We start from the raw sequence: 17542 nt of genomic DNA on the forward strand, positions 1-17542 counted from the left end.
GGGGCTTTTCTGATGGAGTTATTCTTCTGCTAGTTCCACTGGGACATCGTAAGTCATTAGATCTGATAAATTCGCGATAGTTACAACAGGATGAAGAACGCCTTCGAATCGGTATTCTTGGGCGTTGAGATTCATTACACCGTAATAATGGGTGTAATCGTGGTTGTCATTTCGTTTGGGGATGGTGACGGTTTTTAAAAAGTCGGTCACAGTTGTGCTGTTAATTGTCAGGTTTCTACTATCGCGCCAGCGCCACAAATTAGTTTTAATGAATCGATCAGTTGTAATTGAACGATTGGGGGTTGGTCCCGTATAGTTTGCGAGTGAAGAGCGAATTGAATTCCAAGCTGTGAAGTCAGTTTTCATTAACTTCTTCAGATTGGTGAGTTGTTTATCTAAATTGGGAGTATTCGTTAAGACGTTACTTGGGTTCTCACGTAAGGTTAGCAAATGGTCAGTTGGTTCAATGATGTAAGTGCCAGAGGCATCTGTGATGATCCAATGAAACGGATATATGGCTTCATTGTCGTACCATTGGACCCCAATTAAGGCAATTTGAGCAAGCTTCGCACGAATTTCTTTAACCGTACCATTTTGAGTTAGAAGCCATGTGGTAAAGTCTTGCGGGGATAAATTGATTTTTCCTTCAACGGGCGCATCGTAGTAATTTGACTCAACGGGAAAATATAATTCAGCCACTGACAGTCCAGCACTATTGACGCCGTCGCCAATCAGATACCAGTCTTGAATGTGTCGCATGCCACCCAGGACTGCAAACTTAGATTGATATTTGGTTGTACCGGTAACTGGTTGCCATTCAAAGTTAACTGGCAAATAAGTGAGTCTCCAAGGTGTTTTAGTTGGAAAATCCATGGTTCTCCCAAGGAGTTGCTCATTTGAATAACTGGGAACAGTTAAGCTAGTGCACATAATGTAACCTCCAATTTTTAGTTCTGTAGTCTTTGAGGTCATTATATACTTTTTTTATGGTTTGTTTAACAAAGATAGATTTAAAATAAAATCGACTAATCAACAATTTTATTTGGCATCAATCGTAAAGCATTTTATTCAATTCTGAATGGTTGGTGGCACCTTCGAGTTTTAAATTACCGGATGCATCATGTATTACTTCAAAAAAACTGCTCAATACTTCTTGATTAGGTACACCGAGTTCTTCTGTTTTGATTTTACTGTCAGTACGAATATCAACATGAGAATCAAATTTTTTTTGGCTATTATTCATATGGTTTCACTCCTAAAATAAAAGTGTACGAGACTGCTGCATCTCAAGAATATTACATGATTTCCTTTATTACAAATATATGCAACAATGTTTACTACTCATACATTTCATCGATAGTTGATATGGTATACTTTGGTCATCTATCAGTTTGTAGGAGGGGTTAACAATGTTGGAGATTCGCGGACTAACAAAAACGTTCGGATCGATGGTAGCGGTGGATGATGAATCATTTACGATTCAACCAGGTGAAATCATGGGGTTAATTGGCCAAAATGGTGCTGGTAAAACAACTACTTTTCGGATGATACTAAATTTTATTACTCCGGATCATGGTGACATTTTATGGGATGGGCATTCATTGACGAGTGAAGATTATGATATTTTGGGGTATTTGCCCGAAGAACGTGGGTTATATTCCAAAATGAGAATCAATGATCAAATCGCTTATTTTGCTCAGCTACGAGGCATGAAAGTTCGGGACGTAAATGCTCAACTAGATCAATGGTTTAAACGTTTCGATGTAAAAGGTAAAAAGACCGACAAGCTAAAAGATTTAAGTAAAGGTAATCAGCAAAAAATTCAATTGATTACCACATTAATCCATATGCCAAAATTAATTATTTTAGATGAGCCTTTTTCTGGTTTAGATCCAGTTAATGCGAGTCTACTACAAGATGGTATCAATATGATGCGCGATTCGGGCGCCTGCATCATTTATTCCAGTCATGACATGGCCAACGTTGAAGCTTTGTCTGATAAGCTGATTATGTTAAAAAATGGCAAAACAGTTTTAAATGGCACCGTTGATGAAATTCGTAATTCATATGGACGCATTAAGTTATTTATTGAATCTAATTTAACTCGCGATGAATTGACGAGTTTTGACGGCGTTATTGATGTCAAACATGAAGGTAATCGATTTGAATTGATGTTGAAATCGCCTGAAGTAGGACAAGAAATTTTTGTAGCTGCCACTAAGAATGGTTATATTCCTGAATTCAGCCAACAAGCTCCCACGCTTGATGAAATCTTCCGAATGAAAGTGGGTGAAGCTGATGCATAAAATGTTGATTATTGCCAAACAAGTCTTTATGAAAAACGTGCGCAGTGCTTCTTGGATTTTTCTCGTTCTATCACCAGTTTTGTTATTAGGGATTTCAATTGGAATTGGCCATTTAGTCCAGAGTTCGCAAAGTAAACCAACAATTGGGGTGGTAAGCACCGTACCAGCAATTCGTAAAACTTTTGCTGACAGTTTGCCTGGGATGAAAGTTAAAGAATATAAGAGTCAGGACAAAGCTGAGACTGCCATGCAGAATAAAAAATTAGATGCTGTGCTGGCAGTACCAATTAAAAATGGAGAAATTGCAGCTAATTTACAATTAAGAGATGGTGGTAAAGTTGTTTCCACCAAGACAATTCAAGCAGTCTTGTCACAAATTCAGCTACAAGCACAAGCTACTAAGTTGAATTTGAATTCTGAACAGTTGCAAGCTTTGCTCAAACCGTCTGTTTTGAGGTCTAAAACGGTTGTCGTTGACCACGGTAAGGCTTCAACAAAAAATCAGAAGACCGACACTAGCAATCACTTAATTGCTGTTGCAATTACTGTGTTAATGTTAGTTTTCACTTTGAGCTATGGATCGATGATAGCTCAAGAAATTGCGACGGAAAAGGGTTCAAGAATTATGGAGACTATTTTGTCGTCCGTTAGTGCTACCACTCAATTCTTTGGCAAACTGGCCGGAATACTAGCGTTATTAGTGGTAAATATTTTATTTTATCTGCTATTAATCTTAGTTGCCTGGAAACCTTTGATGAAAATTGATATTGTGAAAACGATGTTGGGTAATTTTGATTTTGGTGTTTTGACATCAACAAATGGGTTAATCTTCTGCGTATTTTTCATTTTGGCAGTATTAACTTATTCTGTCTTAGCGGCATTAACAGGTTCTCTTGTAGCTAATCAAGAACAAGTACAACAAGCTGTCATGCCTATCTCAATGATTGGATTGCTTGGGTACGTGTTTGCTTTGGCTGTTCAGGGTGGCGATAGCTTAATTGTTAAAATAGTTAGCTATCTGCCATTTGTTGGCGCCTCGGTCATGCCGGTACGCTTGGCCATGAGTTTTGCGACTGTGGGGGATGCTTGGATTAGCATTTTAATTTCAGTTATCTTTTTGATTCTCTTTACCTGGTTTACTGCCAAGGCGTACAAGAGTAACGTGTTGGTTTATAACCAAGGTGGTTTTTTGAAATCCATCCGGAGTACCTTTTCAATCATGAATGCAGAACGGAAGAGTAAATAATGATGAAACTTATCCTAATAGGGGTAAGTTTTTATTTTGCCTTGACAACGTGTCGAATTGACCTATAATTGTTTAGGTCGGTTCGACATATATTGGAGGTAAAAATGTACGAATTATTAATTTTAGGTTCTTTAATGCAACGTGATATGTCGGGGTATAAGCTCCGAATTATTTTGCAAAATTCGATGATACCACGTCGTCCAATTTCAAATAGTGTAATATATCCAGTGTTAAAGAAATTGGCAGAACAACAATACATTGAGTTATATGACGAAAAGGAAAGTGAACATTCTGGCAAAATGGCGCGTATTACTGAAGCGGGAGCAGCTTATTTAAAAGAGTTGATGCTTCAGCCAGTTGAAATGACAGCTAAACGGGAATCAATTTATCGTTGTAAGCTCAGAGCCTTGGCGGTAGTTTCAAAACCGGAACAAATTCAAATCTTACAAGCGTACCAACATGATGTGGCGGATGATTTGGACACTTATCAAGAAGTAATGGATCATCTGACTTACCTGTTAACGGTTAATGAAAATAAAAAATATTTCCTCAAATGGAGTATTAAAAATTTGGAGTTAGCGATTAAGTTAACTTCGACTACGCTTGAGTGGCTGCAAGCAGAAATAACAGAGATTGAAGAGAGTATTGGAGAGTAATATGAAAAAAACAACACCTGGGCAATGGATAGCATTGTCCGCAATGGCCTTAGGGGTCTTTATGGGATTACTAGATGTGACGGTCGTAAATGTTGCCTTACCCACGATGGCCACCGATTTAAATGAAACCTTTACCAATTTACAGTGGGTTTTAAATGCTTATACCTTAGTTTTTGCCGTGACCTTGCTCATTATGTCCAAATTAGGTGATATGTTTGGCCGCAAGAAAATTTTCGTGGCTTCCATGGTGATTTTTACCTTAGCTTCGATTATGAATGGCATGTCGACCTCGCTCACGATGTTGAACATCGGTCGTGGCATTCAAGCAATTGGGGGTGCCGGAATGATGTCACTCTCAATGGCATTAGTGGCGTCTAATTTTGCCGGTAAACAACGTGGAACTGCGTTAGGAATCCTTGGGTCCGTAATTGGCTTATCATCAGCTTCTGGTCCGTTAATTGGTGGGTACTTGGTCGAACACTTTGGCTGGCAGTCAATTTTCTTTATCAACGTACCTGTTGGAATTATCTCTGTCATTTTATCGGTGATTTTTATTAAAGAAACGCCAAGTTTTGGTGCTAATCAAAAAATTGATTTCGCGGGGATGTTTTTATCAGCTGCCGCGTTATTTACCGGTATCTATGGATTGATTCAAAAAGAAGGCCACTACAGTTGGGGATGGACTGATCCTCGTGTCGGTGGCTGGTTGATTGCTGCGATTATTTTATTAGTACTCTTTATAATTATTGAAAGTAAATTGAAAAATCCAATGATGAACCTCAAAATGTTTAAAAATCGGCATTTTGTTGGTGCCGTGTTAGTTGCCTTAGCATTAGGTTGGGGTATTTACTCATATAATGCTTATTTAACGGCATTAATGCAAAACTACATTGGTTATTCAGCTTTTGATACTGGTGTTCGTCAATTGACGATTAGCGTCTGGTCATTAATTTTAGGACCGTTAACTGGGATCTTAGGAGCACGTTTTTCTAAGAAACGATTAATCAGTGGCAGTTTGTTTCTTGGAGGAATTGGATTTTTATTACTAGCAAACGCAATGACGACCAAAGTTTCCTTCGTTGAATTATGGCCAGGGATGGTCTTAATGGGAATTACTAACGGAATGGTTAACCCATTGTTAAATACGGCCGGAATGGAAGGCGTGGCAATGGAAGAAATGGGGATGGCCTCTGGACTATTGAATGTGTTCCGCCAATTTGGAACCACAATCGGTGTGGTTAGCTTAGGATTAATCCAAAGCTCACAATATGAAAATTATTTAAATGGACATATTCATTCAATTCCTGCTACCACGTCTGTCGCAGATAAAATTAAAGATGCTTTGATTGAAGCAGGTCCTTTTTCAGGCCACACAATTGCCTTTAGTGACAAAATGAATTTAACGCCATTTGCCCACGAGTTACAACAAGTCGTTTTGCACGCATACGATAAGGGGATGACAGCTGCAACCTTATTGTCAGCGGGAGTTGTTTTCGTTGGTGCCATTGCTGCTGGTTTATTATTAAAGAAGAATAGTTAAACATTGTCAAAATGAAGTGAAAGAAGGGTTACAGATGTCGGAAGAAACACAAATTCCAAGTAAAAAAGTTTGGATTATTATTGCAGCAGTGGGGATGTTTGCGTTTATGTCGACGCTCGATTCTTCGATTGTGAACATTGCCTTACCAATCATGTCTAAACAATTATCAATCCCCATGAACCAAGCAACTTGGGTAGTTTCAATTTATTTAATTATCATTTCTGGATTACTGACTTTCTTTGGTCGTTTAGGTGATCAAATTGGTAAAATTCGAGTCTTTAGATTTGGCACTTATATCTTTACGGTTGGGTCATTAATTGCAGGAATTAATCTGGGATTGTGGTTCTTGTTGTTTGCCCGTACTATTCAAGCGATTGGTGCTGCAATGACAATGAGCAATAGCTTTGGTATTGTCACCACGATTGCACCACCTTCACAACGGGCACGAGGGATGGCCTTAAATTCCTCATTTGTGTCATTGGGTACGATTGCTGGGCCAGGTTTAGGTGGGATTATTTTACAGCACTTCAGTTGGTCATATATTTTTTGGATTAATGTGCCGGTCGGAATTATTGCGATTATTATTGGACGGTTAGTCTTTCCTAAAAGTGCAGAAATTGATCATGATGCATTGAAATTTGATTATGTCGGTATCTCAACGCTGTTCTTATTTATCACGACCTTTTTCTTAGCTATCAATATCGGTCAAGAACAAGGGTTTTTGAGCAGCATTCCAGTGACATTAACCGTGTTTGCGTTAATTGTGTTTGTTATTTTTATTGTGCATGAATTACATGCTGAAATGCCATTATTAGATCTCACAATTTTTAAATCAAAATTATTTACTATTAGTTTAGTCGCGGCCTTTTTGGTGTTTACTAGTAACTTTTTCATTAATGTTATTTCGCCATTTTATTTTGAAAATTTGAAAGGCATTAATGCTGGTACGGCTGGATTGTTCTTGATGGTTTGGCCAATTTCAATGTTGATTGCCACTCCAATTTCTGGATATATTGCTGATTATTTTGACCAGGAATATATTACGTTATGTGGATTAACTATCTTAGGATTATCGTATTTTGGTTGGTGGATTGCAGATGCACAAACATCATCATTGTTTATTGTCTTATTGCTGGTATGTGGTGGAGTAGGGATGGCCTTTTTCCAAACACCTAATAACGCCTTAATCATGTCGAATGCGCCAGTTTCTAAATTAGGTGTTGCTGGTTCATTAAATGCCTTAGCTAGAAATCTGGGGATGATTACTGGGACATCATTAGTGACTACCGTTTTGTACGCAGCGATGAGTAAAAAAATTGGCCACAATATTACTAGTTATCCATCAGGACACGGTCACATATTTGTTTACGGGATGCACGTAGCATTCTCCTTAGCAATTGTGTTAGTGGCAATTACCTGGTTGATTACTATTTATCGGGTTATTTTAAAAATTAAGCATAACCATATGGCGACAAATTAAAAAGTTCTAGGGTCAGTAAAATTGACTCTAGAACTTTTTTTCAAGCAAAAATGACGACTGCATCTAAATTGACGCGGTCGTCATTGTCTTAGATATTATTTAATTTGGACGACAAGTACATCATTTTTGGAGATGCGGTTGACGTACGTGGTAACTGAGCCAACCATAAAACGCTCAACGGCAGACATTCCTGTGGTACCAATGACAGTTAAATCGGTGCCATGGTCGTCTGGAAATTCACGGGCAATAACAGGCTTAGGATTACCAAATCGTACATGGGTGCTGACGTCAGTTAAACCAGCTTCAGATGCTTGTGTTTTCAAACTATCTAACCGAGCTTCGATGTCTTCTACCAAACTGTAGACTACATCGCCACTGATTGCTCCACCGTAACTATCACTAAATTGATTAATTTCGACCACGTTCAAGATGTCCAGATGAGCGCCGTTGGTCTTAGCAATTTGAATTGCACGTTCAATTAGTTGAGGTGTTGCCTTAGAACCATCAACAGGTACGAGAATTGTTTTATATTGTTGTGACATGGGGAAAACCCTCTTTCTGTTATGTTTAACATTATTATACTATTCTAAAAGGAAAGTGTAAGCCCTTTCGGTAAAAAATATGTGATTTAATGATCAATCTTTCACATTATCGGCGCATATCCAATCTTTTTAGCACAACTACGATCATATTGTTGAAATCGGTTTCAGTGGGTGGTAAACTCAAAGTGTTCAAGCATTTTAATAATTTTTAAGAAGAAGGGGAACGACTATGCGTTATATTTCAATGACGTCACATAATATCGGTGAGAATCTGGCAACAGAACAGTACTTAATGAACAATAAAGACTTTGGTGAACCATTACTGTTATTTTATTATGAAGAACCATGTATCATCGTTGGTCGTAATCAAAATACTCTAGAAGAAATTAATCAAAAATATGTAGATGAACATAATATCCGCGTGACTCGTCGCCTTTCTGGTGGTGGAGCCGTGTATCAAGATTTAGGTAACCTATGTTTTAGTTTCGTTGTTGATAGCGATAGCGAAGAATTTGGTGATTTCAAATCATTTACTCAACCAATCGTTGATGCTTTACATGAAATGGGAGCAACAACTGCTGAAGTTAGTGGTCGTAACGATATTTTAGTTGATGGTAAGAAGTTCTCTGGAAATGCTATGTACTCTCGCAATGGTAAAACCTTCTCGCATGGAACTTTAATGTTAGATGTTGACTTGGATGTTGTTGGCAAAGCTTTAAATGTGCCAGAAGACAAGATTAAGTCAAAGGGTATCAAATCAGTTCGTTCCCGAGTAACTAATTTGAAACCTTATCTTGCCCCTGAATATCAAGATATTACCGTTGCTGAATTCCGCGACACACTCTTGAAGAAACTATTCAAGGTTGATAGTCTGGATGAAATTAAGGACAAAGAAGTGGTTGTCACACCAGAAGAACAAACTAAGATTGATAAGATCTATGAAGATACTTATAACAACTGGGATGCCGTTTATGGTAATTCACCAGAATTTACTGTTAAGAAACGTCAACATTTCGATATGGGAACTGTTGATGCACGGATTAAAGTTGATGATGGTAAGATTTCCAATATCAAGTTCTATGGTGATTTCTTCGGACCAGGTGATGTTGAAGAATTAGCAACTGCATTAAATGGTAAGAAATACGAACGTAATGAAATTAAAAATGTTATTGATAGTATTGATACCGCCAAGTATATTGTCGGTGTTTCAAAAGAAGAATTAGTTGATTTACTAGTTTAATCAATCCAAGAACCTGAAATGAGGTTCTTTTTTTGTGGTTGACATAGTACAATAGAAGTAATCATTAAAAACGGAGCGATTATTTTGAAATATCATAAATTTGTTTTTCTGTACCTATCCATCTCGACGGTAATTTACTATGTCGTCAATATTATTATGAATTTACAAACCGGAACGGAAATTTTTAGTTCTGAAGTAATGCCTAACTTTGGGATTATTTTAGGCTTCTATTTGTTGAGTATTTTCTTTAGCTGTAAAGAAATGCGCTTTTCGGCTTATTTAACTATTTTCATGTTGATTGTACTGTCATTTACTTTTGGTGGCGCAATGATTGTGAGCGGCGGGAGTGACATGAGTTTACTTACCAAAGTATTTATCGATGTGTTAAGCTTAGCGGGATTAGCACTGAATGTTTTGTGCTTTATTGCAGCCGGTAAACAACGAGCCAATTATCAAAATCCAAAATTAAAAGGGAAGTAAATCATGCAAATTAAAATTCAACAATTTATGGAAGACGCACTAGATGAAAAAATTACGGCCAAGGTCGTTGAAACTGATTTGGCATCAATTCAGCAAGTTGAGACCGTTACAATGGGATTAACCTTTGTTGCAGACGCTACTAAAAAAAGTGAGATTGCGCAATATAACTGGGTTGTCGACATGCCAGAAGGTGAAAAAGTTAGTGTTCGAATTGAAACTAGCGTGATTAATTTGCCCCTTGAGGATTCAAAAACCATTTCAAAGATTTTAAATGTAGAAGATGAAGCAGAAATGAACGTTTACTTAATTGCAGAAACTCCCGACATGAATAAATCTGGCCTAAGAATCGATAAATTGGCATCTGTGACTGCAGTTCAAGATGATACAGATGGCGTTTCCCACAGCGCTAGCAATTGGATTAATGATCAGCTCGCTGCGATTGTTGATATCCGTCAGAATAAAGATGATAAAGACGACGAAAAATAGGCAGCTTGCAAAAAGAATGAAAGCTGCTATACTGGAATGTATGCGATGAGTCGAATGGTCAGGCAATTTTCGGATTGTTTCGCGCAAGCGATTAATGACATTCTCATGGGACACATTTACCTGACGTATTTCAGGGTGTCCGGCAGTAGGATATTGTGGAATTGATGACTGCCTGAGATAGCTTTTGCTATCAATACACTAAAAGAGGAACCATAACAAACTTTGTTTGTTGTGATTCCTCTTTTTATTTGACTAAGTAAACTTTCTCGTCAATCAAATCGAAACTATGATAATTTTGGTTTAACTTGTTTGTGTCTGTAGAATTGATCAAGTCAGCGTGTTGCCAAAAGGCTTTTGAATTGGTCGCTCCGTTGTATTCACCAATCACAATTAGTTGAATCTCAGGATAGCTGGTTCTAAGCAGTTGTAAGATTTCCCAATCGGTTTGCTGGGTATCTGGTGCCCAAGAGATGATGACAAAATCAACTGTTGAGCCATATTTTTTGATTGATTCAAGCGCATCTAAATTCTCGACGGCAGTCACGGCAGGTAAGTTAGTTTTTACTTTGGTTTGCCAGTCAAGATTATCAGTTGTCATAATTGTTTGAGTTGGTTGTAAATTACGAAGGCCTTTGGAGATGAATCCGCGACCAGCCATGATTTCAAGAACCGTGCCATCATTCGTGAATTCAGATAGATTTTTGATAAAAGGAGCGTTGATGTAAGCCCACATTCCATAAGTCGTTTCAAGATATTCACGATAGTTACGTAATCGTTGATCTAATTTAGGTAACGCTGCAGACAGTTTTTCCCACAACTGGTCGCCCTCTGGATCACCTTGTGGGTATTTTGAAGCGAGTTTTTCAAAAATTTGATCTTGAATATCGTCTGGTAACAATAGTTTTGGTAATGGTTGGGGCAGTAGCCCATTTTTTAAAAGGAGATCACTTTCCAGCACATTATTAATTAGAAACTTAATGGTGGGATAATCTTCAAATAAGTTGGCGTATTCAGTTAGCTCAGTAATGTATTCGTCGGCACTCGCCTGATGCGCTGCTTTATGGCGCTTTTTTAATTGCTTCAGTTGTTTGGGATTCATAATTAAGTATTCCTGTCTATAAATCTAAATCAAGTTCTTCTTGAGAAGAATGAGTATTGTAGAAACGTTCAGTGTCGCGACGGTTTTGACGTCCATGGACGTAGCCATCAATTAATTGAAAAATCTCATAGCGATCTTCACTGGTTAGTGGCGTATGGTTAAATGACAGTTCTTTGCCCGAAACAAATAACCGGCCCAAATCAGTATCATTTTGATCAGTTTTACCAGTTAAGTAATCCAAACTGACATCAAAAAATTCGGCTAGTTTTCTAGCTTCAATATATGAAGGTGTTCGAATTCCACGTTCCCAGTTACCAATTTGTGAAGGAGAATTTTTACTTTCACCTTCTGTTAAGTGTTCGTTTAAAGCATTTGCTAATTCTTTAAGCGTAATATTTTGTCCTCGTCGAAGTGCGCGTAATCGTTCAGGGAACATGAAATTCACATCCTTAATAGTTATTATTGAGACTATTTTACCACTATTTGAGCAGATTGTTTTTGAGCCACACATTGATAAATTGATAGACTTCTTTTCTGGAGACTTCGTTCAGAATTTCATGGCGCAAGTCTTCAAATAATTTCAATGTGACATTCTTAAATTGGGCATTCGTGAGTAGATTAAAGTGGTACTCGGGACCCTTACCGAATTTACCAACGGGATCGTTGGTACCACTTGCAATTAAAATAGGTAAGCCCTTGCGAACGTTGTCAACCCAATGCGGACTGGTGGCAATTTTGGTCAGACTCAGTAAATTATAAAACCCGTTGTTAGTGAAAATAAAGCCTGACTTTGGATCATCTTCATATTGTTTTAAGACTAATGGATCGTGAGTTAACCAAGAGTATTTGACATGTTTATTGAATGATTTGGAAAAACCACCAAATGAAAGTCGGTCCAGAAAATGACCAATCTGTTTAGGCTTAGTTTTATTTAAAGCTGAAATCAGTGGCCAAGCTGGCAGCAACTCTGGGTGCGTGGCACTAGTGCCAATTAGTATTGCTGCATCAATCTCAAAAGAGATTTTCCGCAAAATTGCTTGTAAAATCATTGCCCCCATACTGTGTCCAAGCATTACGTATGGTAAACTAGGATTAGCTTTTTTAATGAGATGCATTAATTTGATTTCATCTTGTTGTAAATGTTCAACAGGATGGTCGGCACCAAAATAGCCCAGGTGTGAAATTGTGGCGGTCTTACCATGACCAAGATGATCATCACCGACCACTATCCACCCGTGGGCAGCTAAATTTTCCGCGAATTCCGCATAGCGTTGAATATGTTCTGCCATGCCGTGGATGATTTGAATAATCCCCACTGGTGCAACTGTAGGCATCCATTTGCGAGCATAAATTGTAGTTTGACCATCACTTGATGGAAAATTAAATTCAATAGACAAGGTGAACTCCTTTTGAAGAAAAAGTATATATACATAATTATATTAGTGTTTCTGATTATATGCACTGGTTTTATTGGCGCAGCCCTTTATTTTTTTCATGAAGCGGTGATTCCTAGCCATAAAAGTTTCTTAAGCGATACGAAAACACTAAAGAAATCAGATCCACTTTATAAGCAAAAAAAATGGTATTTGGATGCTGACAAGCAACTGTGGACCATGAAATCAGCAACTGGTAATTTGAAACTAGTAGCCAACTATATTCCGGCTGCTACACAAACTGACAAAACCGTGGTGGTCGCACATGGCTTCATGGGCAGTAAGGACAAAATGGGGGCCTATGCCTATTTGTTCCATCAATTAGGGTACAATGTCTTACTACCTGACGCACGGGCACAAGGAGACAGTCAAGGCCAATATATCGGTTATGGCTGGCCTGAGCGAAAAGATTACGTAAAATGGATTAATAAAGTAATTGATACGAATGGGCAAAATTCTCAAATTGTGATGTTTGGTGTTAGCATGGGTGGCGCAACGACAATGATGACCAGTGGTGAAAAGCTGCCATCTCAAGTCAAAGCCTTTGTTGAAGACTGTGGGTATACTAATGCTCGGACGGAAATTGCGTACCAAGCCAAAGAACTCTACCACGTACCTAGTTTTCCACTAGTAAATGTCGTGAGTGGAATTAATAAAATTCGTAATGGCTTTTTCTTTGGACAAGCCAGTGCCGTGAAACAACTGCACAAAAATCAGCGGCCGATGTTTTTTATCCATGGTGCAAAGGATGAATTCGTCCCAACTTCGATGGTCTATCAAAATTATTCAGCCACGCGTGGTCCCAAAGAATTATGGGTGGTGAAAGGGGCGAAACATGCTGCCTCATTAGATAAAAATCCAACTGAGTATCAACACAAGGTGGCACAATTTTTGAGTAAATATATTAAGTAAAGTTGTGTAACGTAATTCGTGAGAGAGTTGCCTTATGGAACTGATCAAAAATGAGCTTTGGCAAAATGTTAGTTTTGTCAAAGCTCATTTTTTAGTTCAGCGACTGCATATAAACTAGTTCATCAGTCGAAATTTGTTCATTTAAGTTATTCGCAACATTCGTTGAAATTTGACCACTGGCCAACTGTTGTTGAACAAAGGAATGTTCATATTGAAAGGCTTGAATAAACAAATTACTCATCAAGTCATCATCGAGATTTTCATTGCTTTGATAACGTTGCAATAATTGATTGTAGTATTCCAAAATGAAATTAATTTCATGGGCATTCTCTTTATCGTTCAATGTGCGCAGATAATCTTGGACTGCTTCTGTTGTTTTGATAATAATCGATAGCATCTTTTTACGATCAATCCGGTTGTGTTGCCCTACTCGTTGTCTCCGTTCTTCAATGCGGCGACGGCGGTTGCGTCCAAAATGAAATTTACGTTTTAAGTTTCTGGACAGAAAATTGAAGGTCGAAACAAAGCCATGATTGCTAAATAGGTCTAAGGATTTACGCAAAATCTTTTCTGAAATCATCCGTTCTTGATGGGTAATTTCGTTGTTATCTTCCATTTGATCCAGGGTATCTAGTTCGACTTGATGAACTTGATCAATTAATTTCACGTATTTTTTTCGATCAGGTTGTGTCGTGAACGAACGAGTTTGGCTACCAATTGTGCCGCTGACTCGGTCAACTTCCTTTGATTTAGGATTCGAATTACGCAGTTGAGATTCAGCATAGTAAATTAAATCGCGGAAGATATCTGACAATTCTTGTTGCGAAAGTTCATCTTGTTTTTTAGGGGCAATGTATGGAAAAACAAACGTGGCCACTAACAAGCTAACTAAAATGACGGTTGCAGTGACAAATATGAGTTGGCCCCGTAATTCCGTTAATGTTGAATTGACACCGGTTGGGATAGAGAAAGCCATTGCTAACGCAATTGTTCCGTGAACACCGCCAATTGCACCATTTAAAGCGTGATTATTGCTGGAATTGACACTAGGAGCAAGATTAAATTTGAACCATACGTAGCGGATTAAAGTAATCAGCACGTATATAATAACACCACCGATTAATAGAATCGAGATATCTTGCGCACCCCGATCAGACATCACGGATGGCAAGGTTGCGCCTAATAATACAAACACAAACCCATTTAAAATGTCAGAAATGATTGCCCATGTTGTCGTGGTAACAATTTGTAACTTAGTTGAAGTCAACCGTAAGCGAGTTTGGAAAGCAGCAAATACTAAACCTGCTGCTACGACGGCCAAAATACCGGAGACGCCAATTTCTTCGGCCACCCAATAGACAAACAATGGAGTCATGATTTCAACCGGAACAATGATGGCGCTGATATCGGTATGAGTTCTAGTCAAATTGAGTCTTAAAATCGTGACAAGGTAACCCAAGATAAAACCGATAATAATACCGCCAAAAAAGGTTTTGCCGAAATCTAAGATGCTAGTGAAAACAGAAAAATTGCCGGAAGTAATTGAAGATAAGGCGATTCCAAATAACACGATACCGGCTGCGTCATTGAAAAGTGATTCATGTTCTAGGGCTTGATGCACGTCAGTTGGAACTTCGACATTCCGGGTGATTAACGAAACAGCAACTGCATCAGTTGGGGTGATGATTGCCGCTAGTAAAAAGGCGATTGGTAAAGTGGCAGCACTCCAAATCCAATTAATAAAGAAGCCTGCAATAATTACTGTGACGACTGAGAGTCCCACTGATAATGACAAAATCGTCGATAAGTTAGTGCGCAAGGCTCGCAATGAAGTTGATTTTCCATCTTTAAACATCAACGGTGCAATGATGATTAACATAAATATTTCTGGATGAATCACGAAATGATGGAACTGCGAATCAAAAGATAACACCATCCCCGCAGCGATTTGATATAAAGCTAACGGTATTTTTGGATAAACCAAATTGACTGTATTCGCCACAATAACTGCAAGTAACAGCAACACGACCATGAGAATAATTTCCATACTATACTCCTCAACGTTAAATAATAGCTCTATTGTAACAAAGTTTGTTTGAAATGGTAGTCAATGAATGATGGTATTTTATAGAGTGTTAAGTAAATTTAGTAGACAATTCGCATAAAATTGCATAGTATACTAGTAACCAGAAACCGGTGGGGAGGTAAGCTAATGTTTAGTACAATTGGTCAAATAATTTTTGATAATGAAGCAGTTGCAAAAACCCAAGATTTTACGATGGGACTTGAAATTGAAATGCAACGCGTGGATGAAAATGGTGAATTAAGTAAGGAGCCGTATCCATCAGGTGTGGGGGATGAGAAGACTAACCCCTGGGTCACCAATGATTTTTTGGAAACCATGTCTGAAGTAGTGACACCACCGGCATCTCATGCGTTGGATGCGATGCATTATTTGTTTGGACTAAATAATGCCCTCAGAACAGCGTTATCACCAGGTGAACTGCTATGGCCATTGTCCATGCCACCAGCTCTACCGGCAGATCTCGATGAACAGCGAAGTTTGTTGGCAAAAGCTGATCCCAGTAAGGAAGAATACCTGGAAGAATGGCTTAATCGACATGGCTTTTCAGAAGGGACTCCCAGTGGTGCACACATCAATTTAAGTATTGATAATCGCGTGTTTGACTTGGTCTATACTTATTTAGAGGACCGATTTGAAAACCGGATTGAATTAGAAAATTATATGTACACTAAAATTGCCCAAGGATTCATGCGTTACCGTTGGCTGATTACATATTTATTTGGTGCCAGTCCGATTGCAGAAAAAAATTATTTTGAAACGGGTGAAGGCCCAGCCAATCCCATCAGATCTGTTCGACAAAGTTCATATGGGTTCGGCACAAAATTTCAGGGTGATTATTCCGACGTCCAAAGTTACGTCGATCGAATCTTGCAAGGAGCAGAAGACGGCATTCTGATCTCTGATTACGAATTTCACGGTGCAGTGCGTTTCAAAGGAGAAGGGCCCCTCAAAGATTTACCTCAAAGTGGGGTGAAATATCTTGAACTCAGAATGCTCGACTTAGATCCTAGTAGCTCTGTTGGCGTTCGGACCAACACGCTCCGATTTATTCGCTTAATGGCCAGCTACTTCATCATGACGCCACCGCTACGTCCGGAAGAAGTCGGCAAAGTGTTAGAACGCGCCAATCAAATGAATGAAGAAGTTGCCACCGAAATTCCAACCGAAATCAGTAAATACCAAACTAACGCTCGTGCCTTTTTGAATCGACTCGAAATGTACGCTAATCAAATTCAATTAGGCCCAGAGTACCAAGAAGAAATCGAAGACCTCGAAGATCGAATTGAAAATCCACGTACCACTCCCAGCGCTCGCCTAGTCAATCATATCAAGGATGATTCCTTAGTTGAATATGCGCTAATCCGAGCCAAGCGTTACCAAAATTCAGCTTTGCAGTCGATTCGTCCATTCACTGGTTTTGATATTGCTTGTAATTTGAGCGCAGAAGATTTAAAATTACAGTTGTTTAAAGGAAATTGGGAACCAGGTATGGATAAGTAGGGTGAATTCGGGGGAGTAGACTTATGGATTATGGGTATGGAATAGGCCGACAATTAGTCGTAAGGAAGCCAACTATGATGGGATTCCATTTGATGAGTTAGAACTATTTAATTCTAAAACGCGTCGTGGAGATCAAAAAGCCGTCGTTGCAATCATGAAATATTTGCAATCGATTCAGGGCGTGATTAGTTGGGACGATATATTAACGGGTGCGACTTGTGATGAACTGTTTTCGGAAACGGAACGCAAAGCTCAAATTAAATACACCCGTTATCATATGATTTTGGCCATGCGTAATTTGGAATTAGCTGGCCTAACGAATCGAATTGGCGAAGATTCATTTGAGTTGACCAAAAAAGGGAAAAAGATTTCGATGACTAACTTCGATGTTTGGGAAGATGTTTATAAACTTTCCATCGTTGAGTTGTATCATTTACACGTCTATGGCGAAAAATTTGATAGTAGCAAAACGGAATTTGTGTTCAATTTTAAAATTAAAAACCGAGATAATTAAAAAATGCTGTTTATCCTAAGTT

Annotated in this window: 18 protein-coding genes; 11 read left to right on the forward strand and 7 right to left on the reverse strand. The window is 38.5% G+C overall.

The features are described from left to right. Positions 1-18: 18 nt before the first annotated feature. Both F0161_RS02275 and F0161_RS02280 read right to left on the reverse strand, forming a co-directional pair. The gene (locus F0161_RS02275) at positions 19-930 is read right to left on the reverse strand and encodes a linear amide C-N hydrolase (RefSeq protein ID WP_170175906.1); all 912 of its coding nucleotides are present in this window, start codon (positions 928-930) and stop codon (positions 19-21) included. Positions 931-1048: 118 nt separating this feature from the next. Beyond that, positions 1049-1243 (reverse strand): hypothetical protein, encoded by a 195-nt coding sequence (locus F0161_RS02280; RefSeq protein ID WP_150203545.1) that lies wholly within the window; start codon positions 1241-1243, stop codon positions 1049-1051. A gap of 166 nt (positions 1244-1409) precedes the next feature. Here F0161_RS02280 and F0161_RS02285 point away from each other — a divergent pair, with 166 nt between their 5' ends. The 5 genes from F0161_RS02285 to F0161_RS02305 all read left to right on the forward strand — a co-directional run bounded on the left by F0161_RS02285 (position 1410) and on the right by F0161_RS02305 (position 7228). Then, complete coding sequence (locus tag F0161_RS02285; RefSeq protein WP_150203547.1) at positions 1410-2306, forward strand: ABC transporter ATP-binding protein; 897 nt, start codon at positions 1410-1412, stop codon at positions 2304-2306. Then, positions 2299-3552 (forward strand): ABC transporter permease, encoded by a 1254-nt coding sequence (locus F0161_RS02290; protein ID WP_150203549.1) that lies wholly within the window; start codon positions 2299-2301, stop codon positions 3550-3552. Before F0161_RS02285 ends, F0161_RS02290 begins: the two co-directional genes overlap by 8 nt. A gap of 104 nt (positions 3553-3656) precedes the next feature. Next, positions 3657-4208 carry a PadR family transcriptional regulator gene (locus F0161_RS02295; RefSeq protein ID WP_150203551.1) on the forward strand — a complete coding sequence of 184 codons (552 nt, stop codon included), beginning with the start codon at positions 3657-3659 and terminating at the stop codon, positions 4206-4208. Between the two features lies 1 nt (position 4209). Continuing rightward, the gene (locus F0161_RS02300) at positions 4210-5748 is read left to right on the forward strand and encodes an MFS transporter (protein WP_150203553.1); all 1539 of its coding nucleotides are present in this window, start codon (positions 4210-4212) and stop codon (positions 5746-5748) included. A 34-nt stretch (positions 5749-5782) separates the two neighbouring features. After that, complete coding sequence (locus F0161_RS02305; protein WP_137601465.1) at positions 5783-7228, forward strand: MFS transporter; 1446 nt, start codon at positions 5783-5785, stop codon at positions 7226-7228. Positions 7229-7323: 95 nt separating this feature from the next. Here F0161_RS02305 and F0161_RS02310 read toward each other — a convergent pair whose 3' ends face one another. Beyond that, complete coding sequence (locus tag F0161_RS02310) at positions 7324-7770, reverse strand: universal stress protein (RefSeq protein WP_137601464.1); 447 nt, start codon at positions 7768-7770, stop codon at positions 7324-7326. A gap of 229 nt (positions 7771-7999) precedes the next feature. Between F0161_RS02310 and F0161_RS02315 the strand changes: the two genes are divergently transcribed. From F0161_RS02315 to F0161_RS02325, 3 genes are all read left to right on the forward strand, one after another. After that, a complete protein-coding gene (locus F0161_RS02315) occupies positions 8000-9010 on the forward strand; it encodes a lipoate--protein ligase (RefSeq protein ID WP_150203556.1) in 1011 nt (336 codons plus the stop codon). Positions 9011-9094: 84 nt separating this feature from the next. Beyond that, complete coding sequence (locus tag F0161_RS02320; RefSeq protein ID WP_137601462.1) at positions 9095-9490, forward strand: hypothetical protein; 396 nt, start codon at positions 9095-9097, stop codon at positions 9488-9490. 3 nt (positions 9491-9493) lie between these two features. Beyond that, the gene (locus F0161_RS02325) at positions 9494-9976 is read left to right on the forward strand and encodes a hypothetical protein (RefSeq protein ID WP_137601461.1); all 483 of its coding nucleotides are present in this window, start codon (positions 9494-9496) and stop codon (positions 9974-9976) included. Positions 9977-10220: 244 nt separating this feature from the next. Here the strand turns inward: F0161_RS02325 and F0161_RS02330 are convergent, their stop codons facing one another. Genes F0161_RS02330 through F0161_RS02340 form a run of 3 tightly spaced genes read right to left on the reverse strand, consistent with a single transcriptional unit; the run spans position 10221 to position 12472 of the window. Further along, positions 10221-11075: an SAM-dependent methyltransferase gene (locus F0161_RS02330; RefSeq protein ID WP_150203558.1), complete on the reverse strand. Its 855-nt coding sequence runs from the start codon at positions 11073-11075 to the stop codon at positions 10221-10223. Between the two features lie 16 nt (positions 11076-11091). Next, complete coding sequence (locus tag F0161_RS02335; protein WP_137601459.1) at positions 11092-11511, reverse strand: helix-turn-helix domain-containing protein; 420 nt, start codon at positions 11509-11511, stop codon at positions 11092-11094. 43 nt (positions 11512-11554) lie between these two features. After that, positions 11555-12472 (reverse strand): alpha/beta fold hydrolase, encoded by a 918-nt coding sequence (locus F0161_RS02340; protein WP_150203560.1) that lies wholly within the window; start codon positions 12470-12472, stop codon positions 11555-11557. Between the two features lie 12 nt (positions 12473-12484). Between F0161_RS02340 and F0161_RS02345 the strand changes: the two genes are divergently transcribed. After that, a complete protein-coding gene (locus F0161_RS02345) occupies positions 12485-13420 on the forward strand; it encodes an alpha/beta hydrolase (protein WP_150203562.1) in 936 nt (311 codons plus the stop codon). Between the two features lie 91 nt (positions 13421-13511). Here the strand turns inward: F0161_RS02345 and F0161_RS02350 are convergent, their stop codons facing one another. Then, positions 13512-15467 carry a cation:proton antiporter gene (locus F0161_RS02350; RefSeq protein WP_150203563.1) on the reverse strand — a complete coding sequence of 652 codons (1956 nt, stop codon included), beginning with the start codon at positions 15465-15467 and terminating at the stop codon, positions 13512-13514. Positions 15468-15632: 165 nt separating this feature from the next. On the opposite strand from F0161_RS02350, the gene F0161_RS02355 reads away from it, so the two are divergent. Together F0161_RS02355 and F0161_RS02360 are read left to right on the forward strand one after the other, a co-directional pair. Beyond that, positions 15633-17006, forward strand: a complete 1374-nt coding sequence (locus F0161_RS02355) for a glutamate--cysteine ligase (RefSeq protein WP_150203564.1) — start codon at positions 15633-15635, stop codon at positions 17004-17006. A 154-nt stretch (positions 17007-17160) separates the two neighbouring features. After that, positions 17161-17520 carry a hypothetical protein gene (locus tag F0161_RS02360; RefSeq protein ID WP_150203565.1) on the forward strand — a complete coding sequence of 120 codons (360 nt, stop codon included), beginning with the start codon at positions 17161-17163 and terminating at the stop codon, positions 17518-17520. Positions 17521-17542: the final 22 nt, after the last annotated feature.

Origin of the sequence: Paucilactobacillus nenjiangensis (assembly GCF_008632615.1) — a bacterium.
In the GTDB taxonomy this organism is placed as follows: domain Bacteria; phylum Bacillota; class Bacilli; order Lactobacillales; family Lactobacillaceae; genus Paucilactobacillus; species Paucilactobacillus nenjiangensis.